Here is a 15,209-nt window from a genome sequence, read left to right on the forward strand (position 1 = left end):
CTGACAAGGAGTCTCCGCCATGCCGCCCGAACTAGATCAGCCAGTCGCTGCGATTGCCCCGGAAGCCGCTATTTCCGCCTTGCTCTGCCTGTTTCATCATTACGCCGTGCACGAGCCGGCGGGGCAGTCTTGCCAGCGTCTCAGCCAGCGTATTTTCCTGCATCTGGAAGAGCTGGCGAGGCGCGAGGATATGCCCGAATTGCTGCGCCGGACATGCGACGAACTGTCCGAGGCCTGGCTGCTGGTCGTGGATCGCCAGCAATCAGATCGCTGGCCATCGCAACGGCAGGCGGGGCGGCCATGAGCGGCGAACTTCAGCATCCCGCCGGTTCGCGCCGCCCGCGCCTGTGGGAGATGGAACACAAATGCCATTGCCCGATCGTCGGCGTTTGTTTCGATATGGGCGAAATTCGCAAGCTGCTGGGCAAGGTGATGAAGGTGCCCGGCCGTCCCAACGATTTCGAAATCCATGTCACCGCTGTGCGCGAATGCGAGGCGCACACGCCGCTTGCCAGTCTGCTGCACAAGGAGCTGGAGAAGAAATACGCGCTTTATGTACAGCGCCACAAGACGGTCAAGGATGCGGAGGGGTTATACGCCCTGTGGCAGAAGGCGATGGAGGACGGCGACATCGCCGGGCCGCTGTGGGCGATCCTCAGCCATGCTTCCTGCACCGAGGAGCTGCTGCACGCGGTTTATTGCGATGTTCACATGCTGCAACACCAGGTGGGCGCCGGGCATCGGGTCGAGCAGCGCGCCCTGTTGCGGCTGCGTCACGAGAATGCTGCGCTGGGGAGGGAGTTGGCCGATATCCAGAGCCGATTCACCAAATATTGTGAAGAACGGACGCTTGAAATCTCCGCGCTAAAAGAGCAACTGGCCGCAGCCAGGGCGGATGTCGTCCGGCACGAAAGCACGGCAACGAGATGCGCCGCCGAATTGGACAGCCTGCGCGGCATGATCGCCGATGCCGACGACCATCTGCGGCTGTCGTACCGAATGCTGACGGCGGAAGCGGAATGCACGGCTCTGAAGGCCGGGGTGGCGGAGCTTGAAACGCAGCTGGGCAAGGCCGAGGCCGATAACCGCCGTCTCGAAACGGAACTGGCGCGCCTGGCCGGACCGGAGGCGGGCGGGCAGCCCATCCTCGACTCGCAGCGGATGCATGCCGTGCAACTGGATGGGTGCACGGTGCTGTGCGTGGGCGGACTGGGCAGCGCCACTCCCCGCTACCGCACCCTGGTCGAGAAACGCGGCGGTGCGTTCCTTCATCATGACGGCGGTGCCGAAGAAAACATCCGGCGCCTGGAATCCGTGGTTGCCGCCGCCGATGCCGTCATCTGCCAGACCGGTTGCATCAGCCACAACGCCTACTGGCGCGTCAAGGAGCAGTGCAAGCGCACCGGCAAGCCGTGTACCTTCGTCGCCAACCCCAGCCTGAGCAGTTTTCTCCAGGTACTGGATGAACTGGCCCGGCACAGGACGGAACCCATAGAAGAAGAGCACGAGCCTGAAAGGCGATAATTTTTCGGTAATTACAACTAAGAGCCAGCCAATAAGCCTTGTCGCTTGTAACGCCAGCCAATCAATACAAAACGACAGGAGCTTTAACCATGAAAACGAAGTTTCAGAGGAGGCTAACGCCGGTTTTATCGGCGTTAAGCGCAGCGGCCATAACTAAAGATTCATCCGGATTCAAACGCAGGCACCTCCCCGTAGCGGTGCTGGTGACGCTGACGGCCATGCCGCTGTATGCGGCAGCGGCAGATGGCGCAGCCGACCAGAAAACCGAGGCTTCGTTGCCGGAAGTGAAGGTGCAAGGCAACAAGGACGCCGGCTATTCCACGATGTTTTCAACAAGTGCTACCAAATCCAATGCACCCTTGCGCGATGTACCTCAGACGGTCAACATCGTCCCGCAGCAGTTGATTCGCGATCAGGGCGCGCGGTCAATGCAGGACGTGCTGCGCAACGTGCCAGGTGTGGGTATGAGCAGCGGCGACGGGCAGCGCGACCAGGTGACGATCCGTGGCTTCACGGCCATCGCCGACCAGTTCATCGATGGCATTCGTGACGATGCGCTTTACTTCCGCGACTTGTCGAATATTGAACGTGTCGAGGTGCTGAAAGGCCCGGCAGCCGTTCTGTATGGGCGCGGATCGTCGGGTGGCTTGATCAATCGGGTGACCAAAAAGCCGCAGGCCGGTGCGTTTGGTGAAGTGACGATGAATTTTGGTAGCAATGACCTCAAGCGTACTTCTTTTGATGCAAATACCAGCGTTAATGAACACATTAATCTGCGGGTAACGGGTGCGTACGAGGATTCCGGCAGTTACCGGGATCAGGGCTTTGTCGAGCGCAGTAGCATTGCGCCTGCGGTTTCAATCAGATTCACCGAGGACACCAGGCTGCTGATGCAGGGCGAGTTTGCCAAGGACAAGCGCATTACCGACTTCGGTATCCCGTCGTTCGACGGCCGCCCGGTGGATGTGCCGAGAAGCACCTACTACGGCTCCGGCAATGCACGGCGCGACGATACCACCGCCACGGAAGTTTCTTCTTTGGCCGTGGTGTTCGATCACCGCTTCAATGATGCACTGTCGGTGCGTAACGCAACGCGCTACTACGACTACGATCTTGACCGCAATAACACCTTGCCGGGCGGCACGGTGGATACGGCAACGTTGACGGTAGGCCGCAACCGCGGCGAAATCGGACGGCAGGAACACGGTTATTTCAACCAGACCGATTTCACCTTCAAGAATGCTCTGGGCGGTCTCAAGCAGGAATGGCTGTTTGGCCTGGAAGTGGGCAGGCAAACCAAAGATGCACAGTTTGCCAATCAGTCCAATATTGATCGGGTATCCATCTTCAACCCTGGCGGCAAGGTCGCCCCGCCGATTTCGGCTGCGGTATTGAATGGTGACGCTGCCATTCCCACGAGCAGCGTGTTCAAGGTGCTGGGTGTGTATGCGCAAGACCAGATTGCGCTGACGCCGGAATGGAAGGCGTTGCTGGGCATACGTTACGACTCGTTCAAGCAGGACACTGAATTTGAACGCAAGTTTGCCCCGCTGGCACGTACGGACAAAAACTGGAGCCCGCGTGCCGGCCTGATTTGGCAGCCCAGTGAATCTGCGTCTTATTACGTGTCGTACAGCAAATCGTACCAGCCATCGGGCGAATCGTTTGCACTTGCCGCCAACAACGCCGTCAATGGCCCCGAGCAGACCGAGAACCGCGAGATAGGAACCAAGCTGGATTTTCTTGAGGGCGCGTTTTCGGTCACAGGCGCCTTGTTCAATCTTGTGCGCAGCGACATCAAAACGATAGACCCGGCCAAGCCTTCTGTCTTGATCAACGTGGGCGAGCAACGCACCAATGGTCTGGAACTGACCGCCAACGGGCGCTTGCCGCAGGGTTGGGATATTTCTACCGGCTATGCCTATCTGGATGGCCGCATCACGGAGTCCAATTCAAAACAGGCCTCACCCCAAACGCCAGTGGTGCAAATTTCGCTGGAGGGCAACCGCCCCAGCCTGACGCCCAGGCACTCGGCCTTTGTGTGGGCCGTCAAACAATTGGGTGGCGGCTTCAGTGCCGGTGGCGGGCTGAACTACTCGGCCGATCGCTTTGCATCCCCCAGCAATGCCGTGGTGTTGCCAGGGTTTCTGACGGCTGATCTGGCGGCCTACTATCGCTCGAAGCCGTATGACGTGGCAATCAACTTGAAGAACGTCACCGACAAGAAATACATCGTGTCGGCGCACGGCAGTAACGACAATTTGATTGTCCCCGGCGCACCGCGCGAAATCCAGGTCACGCTGACCTACAAGTTTTAGAAACGACTCCCATTATTTAAAGAAGGTACTGTCATGAAACTCACTAAATACCCGTTCGCGCTGGCATTGCTGGCGCTGTTGCAAGCCTTGCCGGCGCAAGCCCACTACCTCTGGATCGAGCCGGTCGACGGCGCGGCGCATCTGTGTTTCGGCGAATATCAGGAGGGCTTGCGCGAGAAGGCTGGCGGGCGGCTGGACAGTATCGCCATGCCGGAGGCGCAGACCAACGACGGCAAGCGCGCGGCGGTGGCGGTGCAGCGCAAGGCGGATCATTTCGCCATGCAGGCGGCGGCCGGTGCGCCGTTGATCGCCCAGGAAATCACCATGAAGGTGAAAGACCTGCGCAAAAATAACATCGGCATCGTCAAGCCGATGTACTACACCCGGTTTGCCGCGGCCGATGCCGAAGGGACATCTCCCCTGGCGCTCGATATCCAGCCGCTGGGTAAGGGCAGGGTGCGCGTCAGTTTGCACGGCAAACCGCTGGCCAAGGCCAAGCTGACCGCCTTTGCACCCAATCAATGGTTGCGCGAATACGAAACCGACGCGAGTGGCGAAGCGGCCGTCGAGACGCCCTGGCCGGGGCTGTATGTGCTGGAAGTCGCTTATGTCGAACTAGATAAAGGCGAATACCAGGGCGATGCTTATGAAGGCATACGCCATGTCGGCACGTTGAGCTTCGTCCACTGAGATGACGGTGGCAACGACGTTGCCGGCACGGCATCCCGGCCGTGGGAAATTCCTGCGCTGGCTGCGCCGCGTACATGGCTGGATGGGGCTGTGGGGCGCGGTGCTGGGCCTGTTGTTCGGGGTTACCGGATTCCTGCTCAATCACCGCGCCGTGATGAAGATCCCGGCGTTGCGGATGGAACAGAACCAGTTTGAACTGGCTCTTCCGGCGGCGCGTCTGGCCAGTGCCCAGGCCATGGCGGATTGGCTGCAGCATGAGTTGCTAACCGGCCATCCGCCATACAAGGTCAGCAGCGAGCCGGAAAAGCAGTTGCATTGGGGCGGCAGGACGATCCCGCAGCCGGCGCAATGGCGGGTGGAGTTTCATACGCTGCAAAGCTCCTGGATCGCCGAATATCTGGTCGGCAACAGCTACGTCAGCGTCAAGCGCCAGGAAGTCAACGCCCTCGGATTTTTAATGCGACTGCATAAGGGTGTCGGCATGGACAAGGGCTGGATATTGCTGGTCGATTCATTGGCGGGCGCCCTCATCATGCTGGCCGTTACCGGCGTGCTGTTGTGGGCGAAAATGCGCGGCTCGCGGCTCGTCATGGCCGGCCTGTGCGGTGCTTCGCTGGGGTTGGCGGTATTGTTTGTGTTGCAGTCTGTCTGAGAAGCCGTTTAAAAATTACTGCGGAGACCGTCTGCGGCGTTGCGCGATGTTGGCTACGGTCGCCGCACGTCGCTATGCGGGTTAACCTGCGCCGTAACTGCGTTGTCGAAATCCTCATGCACTGTTTGTACATTCCGGTCTTCCTCGCTCCGGCTTCTCCATGTAAAGATATCAACCACCTGCTCAGATTGGAGTATTATTTTTTGCACATCGTGTCTGACATCCGGATACCCCGTCCATCGACAAGGAGGCAACCATGAAGGGTGACAAAAAGATACTCGAAATACTCAACGGCCTGTTGGCCGGGGAGCTTGCCGCAGTAGACCAATATCTGATCCACGGCGAGATGTACTCTCACTCCGGTTTCGCGCATCTCGCGGAAAAATCCCTGCATGAATCCGATCATGAACGTCGCCATGCACGCGCCTTGATCCAGCGCATCCTGTTCCTGGAGGGGGTACCCAACATGGTCAAGCGCCTGCCCATTACGGTGGGCAAGACGGTGCCGGAAATGCTCAAGGCCGACCTGGCGGTGGAATACCATGTCGTCGGCGAACTGAAAAAGGCCATTGCCGCCTGCGAGGATGCCCAGGATTACGTGTCCCGCGACATGCTGGCGGTGCAACTGGAAGACACGGAAATGGATCATGCCTACTGGCTGGAGCAGCAGATCCGCCTGATCGGGCTGGTGGGGCTGGAGAACTATCAGCAGAGCCAGATGAAACCGGTCTCGGCTTAAAGGAGAGCGACAATGAAAGGCGACAAAAAAGTCATCGACATTCTCAACAAGGTGCTCAAGAACGAACTGACCTCAATCAACCAGTATTTCCTGCATGCCCGCATGTTCCGTAACTGGGGGCTGGAAAAGCTCAACGACTACCAATATAAACAGTCCATCCGGGTGATGAAGGAAGCCGATGAGGTGATCGAGCGCATCCTGTTTCTGGAAGGGTTGCCCAATTTGCAGAACCTGGGCAAGCTTCTCATCGGTGAAAACGCGGTCGAATGCCTGACAGGCGACCTGAAATGCGAGAAAGATATCCAGCGTCCCTTGCTGGTAGAGGCTATCGCGCTATGCGAAGAGAGGCAGGATTACGTCAGCCGCGACTTGCTGGAGGAATTGCTGGAACATTGCGAAGAGGCCATCGACTGGCTGGAAACCCAGCAAACGCTGATTGAGGACGTCACTCTGCCCAATTATCTGCAATCCCACATGGAACCGGCCGGCGACTGACAATCGCCAACCGCCATCACTCAAAGCCGCGGCCAAGTCCGCGGTTTTTTATGCCCGCAAGCGCAAGAAATACTTGACACTGGTTTTCAGTTAAATGAGAATGCTTCTCATGTGTGCCTGATCGCTGAATCAGTAACAGGGGAAAACATTCATGTACGTTTGTGTGTGTCTTGCAGTAACCGAGCGCCAGATTCATCAGGCCGCCAGAGATGGGGCAAAGACGCTCAAGGATTTGCGTCGCGATCTCGGCGTTACGGCCGAGTGCGGGCGCTGCGCTACTTGCGCGCGGCAATGCCTGCGGGATGTACACGGCACGTCCATGGAGGAAGCCTCTCCGGCCTGTGCCTGAAAGGCGCCGTGGCCATTCTCTTGGTTACCTGAAGGCGGGTATCGAATTCATTCCGCGCCTGCCTCCATAAACCATTCCCAGTATCGCCAGTCCGCCCAGTATGAGCTCGCTGGTGGCAGGCTCCGGCACGGGCGACAAAGAAGAACGCCCGCTGCTTGCCGTCGATGAAGCCGGTGCCGGCCATCTGCCCCCAATCGTTGATGGCTACCACGGTAATCTTGCTCCAGCCGGCCTGAACCACTGCATCCAGGGTTTCAAGATCAGTCAGCGGCCCGCCATTCGGCGCGGTGACGAAGGCATGAAACAGGCCGGCGTCCGTTTGCGAAATCCCCACGACCTGTCCAAGATTGTTGACGCCCAACGGTTCGCAGTAAGCACCGCCCAGCGTGCCGAGATTCCTGATCGTCCATGCGGCGCAAAGCGGGGGAAAGACTAGCAGCAGGGCCGCCAGCAAAAGGGCCGGGAAAAGGCGCGATGCCGTTAGGTGAGCATTCCGACAGATGTTTGCCATGATGTTCTCCGCAAGAGAAATCGTCCTGGTTCGGGCATTGCGTGCGACGCAGCCTGAATCTGTCGGCTATTTATCCAAAGTGGCGGCCGTAAGTCTGTACTGCAGCGCACACTGCGTCAGCGGAGAACGGCGCGGTTGCATTGCCGGAGAGATGGTTTTGACTCGGTGCGCGCGCTGATGACCCTATTGCCGGCCATACGATACCCATAAGCCATAGAAAGGACAGACGAGCCCGGCCAGAATCGGCAGCGGGTTATCGATTTGCCGCATTGCGCTCCAGGCCAATGGCGATGCCGAACACGACGACCACGCGAAGTAGCTCGACGAAGCTGTGGCACAACTTCGGCCTGTAAATGGGCAAAACGATCCTGCGGGCCGCAAGCGCATGGGCCGCGCAATCGTTCGTCATCAGATTGCTTAATCGAAAGCGGGGGAAGGACCGGTGATGCGGGAAAGCGGGATCAGACCAATACGTATTTCGACGCAACATCGAGACTGATATTGTGGCTTGTTGCGTAATTCACAATCTCACGCGCCGTTTCTTCGGCGGTTATCCGGTTCCAGTCCTGGATGGAAATATAATTGCCGTCCTTGCCGACAATATCGGCCTCCACGCCGTCACTTTGCCAGACGTTGCGAACATGAATCTTGTATCCTAGGTAGCTAATGGCAGTGCTCCTTCAAATTCATCAATAACTCCAACCATACCGGGTAAGAGTGCCGTGCTGTACTATTTGTTCCATGCAAAAGATATGCCAGGTATTGATTTTAAGGTCATGAATATCATGAGCCCATTCGGCGGCTCTCGCGCCTGATACAGTTGGACGGCTTCTCGCAGCGGTTACAATAGCGCTTGTGCTACCAATGGCCATTTCCCGATGCTGAGCTACCGCCACGCCTTCCATGCCGGCAACCACGCCGATGTGCTGAAGCATTTCATGCTGCTGCAATTGCTGCAGTACCTCAACCAGAAAGACAAGGCTTACTGGTATATCGACACGCATGCCGGGGCCGGAGTGTATGCGCTGGATCAAGGCTATGCGGCAAAAAATGCCGAATACGCGGACGGTATCGGCCGGCTGCTGGCACGGGACGACTTGCCGGCGCCGCTGGCGGAGTATGCGGCGCTGGTACGCAGCTTGAACCCGAACGGCGGGCTCAGGTTATATCCCGGCTCGCCATGGATAGCATTGCAGACGCTGCGCCAAGATGACCGGCTGCGTCTGTTCGAGCTTCATCCCAGCGACCACGAGTTGCTGCAAGAGAATTTTCGCGATGCCGGCCGACGTGCAACGGTGGAGGCGGCGGACGGCTTTGCCGGCCTGAAGGCGCTGTTGCCGCCGCCGCCGCGCCGCGCGCTGGTGCTGATCGACCCGCCTTACGAGGAAAAACAGGATTACCAGCGCGTGCCGGCAGCGTTGCAGGGCGCGCTCAAGCGTTTCGCAACCGGCAGCTACGCGGTATGGTATCCGCTGTTGCAGCGCCAGGAATCGCGCCAGTTGCCCGAAAAACTCAAGACACTGCCGGCCAACAGTTGGCTGCATGCGAGCCTGACGGTCGCGACGCCGTCTGCGGACGGCTTCGGCATGCACGGCAGCGGTATGTTCGTGCTCAACCCGCCATGGACATTGAAAGCTGCATTGCAAGACGCGATGCCTTATCTCGTCAGGGTGTTGGGCCAGGATGCGGGCGCGGCCTACCAGCTGGAATTTCATGAAAACTAGCGAGGTCCTGATACAAAGCGTTACAAAAATCGGCCATGCGGACAAACGGCCGATACATACATCTGCTCAAATGCGCTTGATACTGGAGTGAACGGGGATGCCCAGATGAATGCACAGGCCAATATCCTGATCGTGGACGACGACCCGGACATCCGGATGCTGCTGGCCGAGTACCTCGAAGGCAACGGCTGCCGCGCCGCGACGGCGGCGGATGGCGCAAGCATGTGGCAAATGCTGGACGTGCACGCGGTCGATCTCATTGTGCTCGACCTCAACCTGCCGGGCAAGGATGGCCTGGCCTTGTGCCGCGAATTGCGGGTGCGCTCGGATATGCCGGTGATCATGCTGACCGCCCGCGACGCCACGCTGGACCGCATCGTCGGGCTGGAAATGGGCGCGGACGATTACCTGGGCAAGCCTTTCGAGCCGCGGGAATTGCTGTCGCGCATCCGCACCGTGTTGCGCCGTACGCAATCCACGTCCGGCAAAGGCCCGGCAGAATCCGGCCAGCTGCATTTCGCCGGCTGGACGCTGGATCTTCCCGCACGGCACCTGGTCAGTCCGCAGGGCGTGATCGTCTCGCTGTCCGGCGCCGAATTCCGCCTGCTGAAGATATTCGCCACCCATCCCAACCACGTGCTCAACCGCGACCAGATTCTGAACATGGCCCAGGGCCGCGATGCCGATCCTTTCGACCGTTCGATAGATTTACAAGTCAGCCGTTTGCGCCAAAAACTGGGCGAGGATGCACGCGCGCCGCAGATCATCAAGACCGTGCGCAACGAAGGCTATGTGCTGGCAGCGCGGGTGTGGCCGTGATCAAATCGTTTTTCCGCTCGATGGGCGGGCGGGTGTTCATCCTGCTGATCGCCGGCGTCATCGCTTCGGCGGCGCTGGCTTTGGCTCTGGCGGCATATGCGCAGCGCGGGATGGTCACCCAGATCAGGAGTCGCCACGCCGCCGAGCGCGTCGAGCAATTGGTGCTGGCGCTGGACGCCGTGCCAGTTGCGTCACGTCCTGTGCTGGCGGCGATTGCGCAGAAATCCGGCACCCGCGCCGATTTTTCTGCATACGCGGTCGTTCCCGGTGCTTCGACGGACAGCGAATTTGTCGCTGAATTGATGCGGGTGCTGGGCGCAGACCGTCACATCGTCGCGTTCCAGAGGGCGGGCGACGATTGCCCGGCCCGCGCTAGCGAGCCGATTCAAAACAATGAGCCGCGGCGCTGCCGGACGGTGTTCATGCATCTGGCGGATGGCTCGCCGATCAGGCTGGACGTCGCACTCCAATCCAACCGCTTGCCGCCGCCTTTCAGCAAGGATTTTCTGCCCTATCTGCTGGTATTCGTGCTGTGCGTCGCGGCGCTGGCTTTCCTGGTGGCGCTGATATCGACCCGGCCGCTACGCAAGCTGGCCCAGGCCGCCAACGATCTCGGACACAATATCGAGCGCCCGCCGTTGGCTGAGAATGCCGGCCCCGCCGAAGTGCGCGAGGCGGCGGCGGCGTTCAACGACATGCAGCTGCGCATCCGCAATTACATCCAGGAGCGCACCCATATGCTGGCGGCAATCGCGCATGACCTGCAGACGCCGCTGACGCGGATGCGGCTGCGCCTGGAAAAAGTTTCCGATGAAGAGTTGAAGGAGAAACTGATCGCCGATCTTTCCGCGACCCAGGCCATGGTCAAGGAAGGCCTGGAATTGGCGCGCAGCCTGGACGCGGAAGAGTCGTTCGAGATGCTGGACCTGGATTCGCTGATCGACAGCATCTGCAGCGACGCCGCCGAAGCCGGTCAGGATGTGACGCATAACAGCCAGGTTGAGGTCTCGGTGATGGCGCGGCCCCGCGCCTTGCGGCGCTGCCTGCTGAATCTGGTCGAAAACGCCGTCAAGTACGGCCAGTTCGCCCATGTGGCGGCGAAGCGGGACGGGGACAGGGTCGTGGTTTCCATCGTCGACGGCGGCCCCGGTATTCCAAACGAACAGCTGGACGCGGTATTCCAGCCGTTTTACCGCCTGGAAACCTCGCGCTCGCGCGAATTCGGCGGCACCGGGCTGGGGCTGACGATCGCCCGCAATATTGCCGAAAAGCATCGCGGCACGCTCAAGCTGCGCAATATCCGAACCGGCGGGTTAGGGCTGGAAGTCACGCTGTCGCTGGCGGTATGCTAAAAATGCGCGACGCGCACCCGGTTGCGGCCCGAATGCTTGGCTTCGTACAGCGCCTTATCCGCCAGATTGAGCAGCATGTCGACATTGACGTCGCTGCCTTGGAGCGTGGCGATGCCGATGGACACGGTAAAATGCAGCGGCAGGCCGGTTTCCAGCGGTATTTCGGTCTTGGCGATGGAAGCGCGCAGACGTTCGGCCACTTCGGCGGCCTTTTCGCCGTCGGTCTCCGGCAGTATGATCGCAAATTCCTCGCCGCCGATACGACCGATGATATCCACCTCGCGCAACGTTGCCTGGCATAGCTGACTCAGCTTCTGCAATACGACATCGCCGGTCTTGTGCCCGTAAGTGTCGTTCACGCGCTTGAAATGGTCGATATCCATCATCGCGATTGAAAGCGGGCTGCCGTAGCGCATCGCCCGGGTCAGCTCCTGTTCCGCCAGTTCCATGAAATGGCGCCGGTTGGCGAGGCCGGTCAGATAGTCGATGCGGGCCTGGCGCTCGATTTCCGCCTGCAGATTTTTGTGCTCGGTAATGTCCTGCACCGCGCTGATGAAGTACAAGGGCTTTTTCTCCGCGTCCCGTACCAGCGCCGTTGACAGATGCACCCAGGCGAGGCTTCTGTCCTTCCGTATATAGCGTTTTTCCACCGAATAGTTTTCAATCAGGCCGGCGAGCAGTTTCTGCTTGAAAGTCATGTCGGATGCCAGGTCCTCGTGAAACGTGAGCTGCTGGAATGTCAGGCCCTGCGCCAGAACCTCCTGCTGGCTGTAGCCAATGATACGGCAGAAGCCGTCATTGATTTTTAGGAAACGGCCTTCAACGGAGATTTGCGCAATGCCGATGGCGGCCTGTTCAAACAGGCTGCGAAAGCGTTCTTCGCTTTCTTTCAGTGCGGCCTCGGCTCGCTTGCGTTCGGCAATGTCGGCTTCCAGTGCCTGCCTTGCCGCTTCGGCTGCGCGTGCCTGTGTTTTTGCTGCATAGGCGCGATTCATCGTCCATGCCAGCGCCGCAGCCAGAATGGCGCCGAAGGCCAGCAAAAGATTGGGATAGGTGTTTTCGTAATATATGCTGCCGCCGGATCCAATTTGCAGCGCCTGCCACAGCAGCACCGAAGCCGTCAGAATACTGATGGCGATCGGAGCCGAAAAGTAATGCAGCAGCCCCGATTCATGCCGCGAGGCTTCCTGCCAGGCCAGCGTCAGCAGCCCTATTCCCAAAATGTTAAAGCCCAGGGCGGTATGGATGGCCATCCGCGTCAGCGCGCCCCAGCCAAAAGCGGTTTCGATGCCCATCGCGTAGCCGGAAAGTGCCACCAGGCTCAGCCCCAGCACCAGTGCGCCGAGCACGCCTATTGCAATGGGCGTGTTGCGGTGACCGGATGCCAGCCCCGGAAGCAGAAATGCAATGCCTGCGAGCGTGAAGCACAAAGCGCTATTGGGCGCCATTCTGCCCGGATAGGATGTCATGACCGTGGTATAGGGTGTGATCAATCTCTGGTCGATGGCAAAATCGAGGCCGCAAAGATACTCGATCAACGTCAGCGCGCCGAGAAGTGCCACCACAATGCCGCATGCAGACGCGAGGCGCAATGCGCCGAAGGTGATCATCATCATGCTCAAGCCGCTGAGCATGAACGCGACAGCGGTGTTGTATTGCATGGGCACATAGTGGGGATCGATCTGGATCAGCAGGGTATTATGGGTATGCCAGCCGACCATGACCGACAAACCCAGCAGCATCAGGATCAAACCGGCAATGGCCGTCAGCATGCTCGACCAGGCTGGCCGGCTACCGGCTTTGGAATTCAGGATAACCGCAGGATCTGACATGGGCGAATGCTACGTTGCAATGACCTCTTAATTCTTGCATGGAAACGGGGTTCAAGTCACTTGTACGTTTCTCCCGTTTTCTGCTGATGGATATGAATAAAAAAATCCCCTCTCCTGAGCGGAGAGGGGAGAAGGGTTAAATCACCGGATATGGAGATTTAACATGGAGCCGTATTCATCCGGTGCGGTCAGGCGGTCGCCGGGCCCGGCCGACCGGACGCATATGGTTAAAGCATCGGTTACAGGCTGAACACGTTCATCGCGCCGCCGCCGGGCGCCGCGTTGTACTTGGTGAGTTCCTTGTAGCCGCCGGCGGCGCCGAGGCCGTCGGTTTCATTGGTGAGGCCGAGATTCATCGCCACGCCGGCCCAGCCGCCGATGCCGGACAGCACGCCGACGTACTGCTTGCCCTTGTGGCCGTAGGTAATCGCGTTGCCGACTACGCCGGAACCCACCTGGAAGCGCCACAGTTCCTTGCCGGTGTTGGCGTCCAGCGCCTTGAACCAGCGGTCGAGCGTGCCGTAGAACACGAGGTCGGAACCCGTGACCAGCGCGCCGCCCCAGGCCGAGAACTTCTCCTTGTTGTACCACTTGGCCTTGCCCTTCAAGCCGTCCCAGGCCATGAAACCGCCCATGACGCCATCGGGGCCGGGGAACATGGTCAAGGTCGAACCCACCCAGGGCTGGCCGGCGATGTATTTGGATTCCGTCGGCTCGTAGGTCATGCAGACGTGGTTGAGCGGCACGTAGAACAGCTTGGTCCTGGGCGAATAGGCCGAGGGCTGTTCGTCCTTGACGCCCAACGCCGAGGGGCAGATGCCCTGGGCGTTATAGTCCTGGTGCGTGGAGAATTTCGGATCCTTGATAGGAACGCCGGATTTCATGTCGATGCCGGTCGCCCAGTTGACGAAGGGATTCATCTTTTCAGCCACCAGCAGCGTGCCGTTGGTACGATCGAAGGTGTAGCCGAAACCGTTGCGGTCGAAATGCGATGCCAGCTTCTTGCCGTTGGCTTCCCACAGCACGATTTCGTTCATGCCGTCATAGTCCCACTCGTCGTGCGGCGTCATCTGGTAGCCCCACCTGGCCATGCCGGTGTCGACGTCGCGCGCGAAAATGGTCATCGCCCACTTGTTGTCGCCGGGGCGCACGTCCGGGTTCCAGGTGCCGGGATTGCCGGTGCCGTAATACATCAGGTTGAGCTTGGGGTCGTAGGAATACCATCCCCAGGTTGGGCCGCCGCCGTGCTGCCATCCATCCTGGTTGGCCTGCGGCTTGAGCCAGGTCTTGATGCCGAGGTTGGCTTCGGGGAACTTCAGCTGTTCCTTGGGCAGCGCCTTGAACGAGCCGCCCTGCTTGTTGCCGCCGTTGACGTCCTGGTACAGCGAAAGCGCGCTGTAATGCGGGTTTTCGCGGTTGAAGTCCTTGCCGATCATCACCTCGGCGTCGGACCCCGTGCTGTAGGCGCGCCACACCAGTGCGCCGTCCTTGATGCTGTAGGCCGAGATATGGCAACGCACGCCGTATTCGCCGCCAGAACAGCCGGTAATCACCTTGTCCTTGATGACGTGCGGAGCGTTGGTGTTGGCCGCGCCCACCTTGGGGTCGTTGACCTTCGCATCCCATATCTTGGCGCCGGTCTTGGCATCCAGCGCCACCAGCATGCCGTCGTTCTGCTGCAGGAAAATCTTGCCGTCGCCGTAGCCCAGGCCCTTGTTCACGTTGTCGCAGCACAGCACGGCCTGCACCGAAGGATCCTGCTTGGGGAAATAGGCCCACTTGATCTTCTGGTTGTCGTTGAGATCCAGCGCGTACACATTGTTGGGGAACGCGGTGTGCACGTACATGATGTCGTTGACGACGAGCGGCGCGCCCTCGTGGCCGCGGTTCACGCCGGTGGCAAAGGTCCAGGCGAGCTTGAGGTTTTTGACGTTGCCCGTGTTGATCTGGGACAGGCCGCTGTAACCGGTATTGCTGAAGTCCTTGCGCGGGTGCGCCCACTGATTGTCGTCCTTCATGAGCTTCATCAGCTCGTCGTTCGCCCCGGCCGGCAGCGCGACCATGCCCAGCAGCGCCGTGCTCAAAGCGAGCTGCAATTTCATCTTCCTATTTCTCAAGATAATCGCCTCCAAAAATTGATATTATTTGTCGCAATAGGGACTGTGCCGTATCATCAACACAACACATAAACGCAAGCGGTATGC

At 59.4% G+C, this 15,209-nt stretch carries 16 protein-coding genes; 11 read left to right on the forward strand and 5 right to left on the reverse strand.

Annotated features, from left to right (window positions below):
* The first annotated feature begins 19 nt into the window (after positions 1 to 19).
* The 8 genes from VGK14_RS14375 to VGK14_RS14410 all read left to right on the forward strand — a co-directional run bounded on the left by VGK14_RS14375 (position 20) and on the right by VGK14_RS14410 (position 6,767).
* Complete coding sequence (locus VGK14_RS14375; protein WP_331509790.1) at positions 20 to 304, forward strand: hypothetical protein; 285 nt, start codon at positions 20 to 22, stop codon at positions 302 to 304.
* A complete protein-coding gene (locus tag VGK14_RS14380) occupies positions 301 to 1,524 on the forward strand; it encodes a DUF2325 domain-containing protein (RefSeq protein WP_331509791.1) in 1,224 nt (407 codons plus the stop codon). The genes VGK14_RS14375 and VGK14_RS14380 overlap by 4 nt, the downstream gene beginning before the upstream one ends.
* A gap of 203 nt (positions 1,525 to 1,727) precedes the next feature.
* Positions 1,728 to 3,842 carry a TonB-dependent siderophore receptor gene (locus VGK14_RS14385; protein WP_331509792.1) on the forward strand — a complete coding sequence of 705 codons (2,115 nt, stop codon included), beginning with the start codon at positions 1,728 to 1,730 and terminating at the stop codon, positions 3,840 to 3,842.
* A 33-nt stretch (positions 3,843 to 3,875) separates the two neighbouring features.
* Positions 3,876 to 4,532 carry a hypothetical protein gene (locus VGK14_RS14390; protein ID WP_331509793.1) on the forward strand — a complete coding sequence of 219 codons (657 nt, stop codon included), beginning with the start codon at positions 3,876 to 3,878 and terminating at the stop codon, positions 4,530 to 4,532.
* Positions 4,533 to 4,539: 7 nt separating this feature from the next.
* Complete coding sequence (locus VGK14_RS14395) at positions 4,540 to 5,184, forward strand: PepSY-associated TM helix domain-containing protein (protein ID WP_331509794.1); 645 nt, start codon at positions 4,540 to 4,542, stop codon at positions 5,182 to 5,184.
* Positions 5,185 to 5,440: 256 nt separating this feature from the next.
* Positions 5,441 to 5,923: a bacterioferritin gene (bfr, locus tag VGK14_RS14400; RefSeq protein WP_331509795.1), complete on the forward strand. Its 483-nt coding sequence runs from the start codon at positions 5,441 to 5,443 to the stop codon at positions 5,921 to 5,923.
* Positions 5,924 to 5,935: 12 nt separating this feature from the next.
* Complete coding sequence (gene bfr, locus VGK14_RS14405) at positions 5,936 to 6,418, forward strand: bacterioferritin (RefSeq protein WP_331509796.1); 483 nt, start codon at positions 5,936 to 5,938, stop codon at positions 6,416 to 6,418.
* Between the two features lie 151 nt (positions 6,419 to 6,569).
* Positions 6,570 to 6,767 (forward strand): (2Fe-2S)-binding protein, encoded by a 198-nt coding sequence (locus tag VGK14_RS14410; RefSeq protein WP_331509797.1) that lies wholly within the window; start codon positions 6,570 to 6,572, stop codon positions 6,765 to 6,767.
* On the opposite strand, the gene VGK14_RS14700 is transcribed toward VGK14_RS14410, so the two are convergent.
* From VGK14_RS14700 to VGK14_RS14425, 3 genes are all read right to left on the reverse strand, one after another.
* Complete coding sequence (locus tag VGK14_RS14700) at positions 6,694 to 7,278, reverse strand: hypothetical protein (protein ID WP_331509798.1); 585 nt, start codon at positions 7,276 to 7,278, stop codon at positions 6,694 to 6,696. The two genes, VGK14_RS14410 and VGK14_RS14700, sit on opposite strands and share 74 nt — an antisense overlap.
* Positions 7,279 to 7,531: 253 nt before the next feature.
* Entirely contained in the window at positions 7,532 to 7,687 is a 156-nt protein-coding gene (locus tag VGK14_RS14420) for a hypothetical protein (protein ID WP_331509800.1), read from the reverse strand.
* Between the two features lie 52 nt (positions 7,688 to 7,739).
* A complete protein-coding gene (locus VGK14_RS14425; RefSeq protein WP_331509801.1) occupies positions 7,740 to 7,892 on the reverse strand; it encodes a hypothetical protein in 153 nt (50 codons plus the stop codon).
* A 264-nt stretch (positions 7,893 to 8,156) separates the two neighbouring features.
* Here VGK14_RS14425 and VGK14_RS14430 point away from each other — a divergent pair, with 264 nt between their 5' ends.
* The 3 genes from VGK14_RS14430 to VGK14_RS14440 all read left to right on the forward strand — a co-directional run bounded on the left by VGK14_RS14430 (position 8,157) and on the right by VGK14_RS14440 (position 11,173).
* Complete coding sequence (locus VGK14_RS14430) at positions 8,157 to 9,002, forward strand: 23S rRNA (adenine(2030)-N(6))-methyltransferase RlmJ (protein WP_331509802.1); 846 nt, start codon at positions 8,157 to 8,159, stop codon at positions 9,000 to 9,002.
* Between the two features lie 105 nt (positions 9,003 to 9,107).
* Positions 9,108 to 9,821: a response regulator transcription factor gene (locus tag VGK14_RS14435; protein WP_331509803.1), complete on the forward strand. Its 714-nt coding sequence runs from the start codon at positions 9,108 to 9,110 to the stop codon at positions 9,819 to 9,821.
* Entirely contained in the window at positions 9,818 to 11,173 is a 1,356-nt protein-coding gene (locus VGK14_RS14440) for an ATP-binding protein (protein WP_331509804.1), read from the forward strand. Before VGK14_RS14435 ends, VGK14_RS14440 begins: the two co-directional genes overlap by 4 nt.
* Here VGK14_RS14440 and VGK14_RS14445 read toward each other — a convergent pair.
* Together VGK14_RS14445 and VGK14_RS14450 are read right to left on the reverse strand one after the other, a co-directional pair.
* Positions 11,170 to 13,005 (reverse strand): diguanylate cyclase, encoded by a 1,836-nt coding sequence (locus VGK14_RS14445; protein ID WP_331509805.1) that lies wholly within the window; start codon positions 13,003 to 13,005, stop codon positions 11,170 to 11,172. The genes VGK14_RS14440 and VGK14_RS14445 overlap by 4 nt on opposite strands.
* Positions 13,006 to 13,244: 239 nt before the next feature.
* Complete coding sequence (locus tag VGK14_RS14450) at positions 13,245 to 15,107, reverse strand: methanol/ethanol family PQQ-dependent dehydrogenase (RefSeq protein ID WP_331509806.1); 1,863 nt, start codon at positions 15,105 to 15,107, stop codon at positions 13,245 to 13,247.
* Positions 15,108 to 15,209 lie beyond the last annotated feature (102 nt).

The sequence above is a fragment of the Novimethylophilus sp. genome, assembly GCF_036504375.1.
Taxonomy (GTDB): Bacteria; Pseudomonadota; Gammaproteobacteria; order Burkholderiales; family Methylophilaceae; genus Novimethylophilus.